Below are 3020 nucleotides of genomic sequence, written 5' to 3'. Positions count from 1 at the left end.
GGCCTAGCGCAACGTCGTAGGTCGGTCGGGCCTTTGGCTTGGAGATAAGCATTGAGCAAGCCCATCAACAACAAACGAGTTTGCTTATTTTTAGTCTCTTCAACGAATTGGCTTATGTTTTTATCGGCGGTTGGGTTGGAATAGACTAGGCTGTCACGTTGCTGTCTTGGGTTTTTACGTGTCTGGCTTTTGAATGAAAAATAGTGCTCAACTAATACATTCATTGAATTGAGGCTACTTCTCATCTCGCCTTTGTTGACATGCCCAGGAATGGCCAATAAGCGACGACAGGTATTATCAATGCGTTTTTCGGCGCGAGAATTTTTACCATTACCATTGATGAAAGGTCGCTCGAAACGCCGTGAATCTTTCAAACGGATCACTGGGTGTAAGCTCATCAGCTCTTGCGCCAATTTCTCAGAATGATGCAGCGGTAGTGGGTTGCCTTCGAGATCTAAAAACAGGTAGCGAGTGGTAATATCATATTGCTCACGAGTGGCGCTGATACGATAGAATATCCGTTTCGTACCGGTTTCATCTTCAACCCAAATCGGCCTCAGCTTACGATAACGACCGGATCGAGATTCATTTTTGTCTGTAGAAACAAAGCTTAGGACGATTTGTAAATGTTGAGTTTGAGGGTGAGCGATAGAGTAATCGACGTGGAAATCTTGCATTTCAAATTGATAAGGTACGCCGTTGGCTGGCAGCACCACTGATAATGCATCCAACAATGAGGACTTACCCCAAGTATTTTCACCGATCAATGTGGTGAGTTCATCAAAAGCGAGCGATAAACGTTTGATTCCTCTGAATCCGGAAATTTCAATTCGCTCTAGATGCATAGGCAGACTCCTTTTATAACTCAACAAGTTAGCTTCTCGCTGAGTCTGTTTTTCTTTAAGCATAATGGAAATTATGCAGATAAGTAGGCTGCTGGCTCACATATCAAGTGTTTATGTTGGGGCAGCCGAATGAAACAAAGGCTACAAAGCGTGATGAGGTTGACTTAGCGTAATTATATTTTCAAACTCGTTTCATAAAAGTCACGATTCTGTCATGATTCTTCAGCTAGGATAGAGTGGAAAAAGAAGAGAAAGATAAATGATGCATAAAAAGAATAGACCAGCATCAATTATGCTGGCACACATTAATGACACTCACTCATATTTTGAACCGACATCGCTGCAATTGACTCTCCACATTCAACAGCAGACTTTAACACCGTATGTAAGCGCTGGCGGCTTTGCACGAATTGCAACACGAGTTCAGCAATTGAAAGAAGATGCGGCGCGTATGAAGCGGGCCTTTGTATTTTTACACGCTGGGGATTGTTTCCAAGGCACGCTCTATTTCTCGCTATTTAAAGGTAAAGCCAATGCGGACATGCTCAACGCATTGAATCTTGATGCGATGGCATTAGGCAATCACGAACTGGATATGGGTAATGAACCCGTTGCCCATTTTGTTAAACGTATTCAATTTCCATTGCTAGCTGGCAATTGGGATCTTTCCAATGAAAGATCGAATAAGCCTTTTCCAATAGCCGGTAGCCCGCAAGTGATAAGTTATCAACCTCAAGGTAAATACGCTCGCTGGATAGAAAAACAGGCTGGTGATGAAACGATTGCAATTTTCGGCTTGTCACTCGATAAAATGGCTGATATTGCCAACCCAGATCTCGATACTCCATTTATTAACGCTATCCAAACGGCAAAAAATACGGTTGCTGAAATACGCGCTAAAGGGATCAACAAAATTATTCTACTTAGCCATTTAGGTTATGAAGCGGACATTGAGCTCGCACAGCAAGTGGAAGGCATTAGTGTTGTCGTCGGCGGCCATAGCCATCGATTGCAAGGCGACTTTAGTGCACTAGGGCTGATGAAAGATGATGAGTATGGCTTAAGAATTAACGACACTTATGTCGTCCAAGCGGGTTATCACTCTTTGAGTTTAGGTCACTGTTACATCGACTTTTCAGCCGATGGTAAAGTGGAAAAATTTCAGGGTCGTAATGAACTGTTACTTGGTCGTCGACTGTTTCTTGATGCCAGCATGAGCGAGGCGGGTACCGATAATGCCCATTTAGCCGCGTGTGAATTTTTAAGCCAACACCCTAATGTAGTGGTGTGTAAAAAAGATCCGCAGGTACAAGGAATATTGATCGATAAATACATGCCGCGAGTACGTCAGCTACAACAAAATATTATCGCGCATGCTGATCGTTTCTTAAGACACGTCAGAATTCCTGATGAAACTGGGCCGAGTGAGTTGGCTCCTTTGGTGGCTCAATCATTCGTCTATGCCATGCGGCAAAGAGGGCACCCCGTGCAGTTTGCAATACATAACGCTGGTGGAGTCAGAAACTCGCTCAACGCCGGACAAGTTTCGGTGGCAGACATTGCCGGAAATTTATTGCCTTTTGCCGTTCCTATTGGTGTCTACCGAGTGCAGGGAGAAACCTTAATTGAGATGCTTGAAGGGGCGATTAATAATGCGCTGGGCAATGGGGTCGACGGCACAGGTTCTGGCAGTTATCCTTACACCCACAATCTCTCGTTTACTTATGCCGCCGATCGGCCTGTAGGACAACGCATCACAAATGTGTTGTTATTTGATGAGCAAAAAGGTTGGCAACCAATTGATCTTAATCGTTATTATTGTGGAACCTCTTCGGCCTATACCATGAAAGGCAAAGAGGGATATGATGCGATACTGAAAATGAAGGGAGAAGGTTTTGTTTCGAATGTGTCAATGGCCGATGCGTTTATTGAGCTGCTGACGGAAAAACCTGAAATACTTAACCACGCAGGAACTCAACCCCAACATCATTATCAGTAACTCGGTTTGACATAAATTTACTGGCATAGACTTTGCTTTTTAACTTTCAGTCTTAACGCATCTTCAACCCGATGAAGGTGCATGAAGATGTGAAAGGGGAAAGTATAATGTGGATTAGAGATTGGTTAGATGCTGCTGTCGTCGTTGCTTGGGTCAGTGCATGGTCTGTATTGGTG

At 43.8% G+C, this 3020-nt stretch carries 2 protein-coding genes; one reads left to right on the top strand and one right to left on the bottom strand.

Annotation, left to right across the window (positions count from 1 at the left end):
- Window positions 1–845, bottom strand: an 845-nt coding sequence (locus AACQ21_RS05460; protein WP_146127512.1) for a DUF2813 domain-containing protein, incomplete at its 3' end; no start/stop codon positions are given.
- Window positions 846–1104: 259 nt separating this feature from the next.
- Here AACQ21_RS05460 and AACQ21_RS05455 point away from each other — a divergent pair.
- Window positions 1105–2844, top strand: coding sequence for a bifunctional metallophosphatase/5'-nucleotidase (locus AACQ21_RS05455; protein WP_105976298.1), 1740 nt, complete (start codon window positions 1105–1107; stop codon window positions 2842–2844).
- The last annotated feature ends 176 nt before the right edge of the window (window positions 2845–3020 follow it).

The organism is Vibrio sp. V01_P9A10T6 (assembly GCF_963877065.1).
In the GTDB taxonomy this organism is placed as follows: domain Bacteria; phylum Pseudomonadota; class Gammaproteobacteria; order Enterobacterales; family Vibrionaceae; genus Vibrio; species Vibrio anguillarum.
This window is presented reverse-complemented; position numbering and strand designations above follow the sequence as displayed.

What these genes read in the sequence shown, in the direction of transcription:
- AACQ21_RS05455 (WP_105976298.1), top strand. Translation starts at nt 1,105, where the DNA reads ATGATGCATAAAAAGAATAGACCAGCATCAATTATGCTGGCACACATT.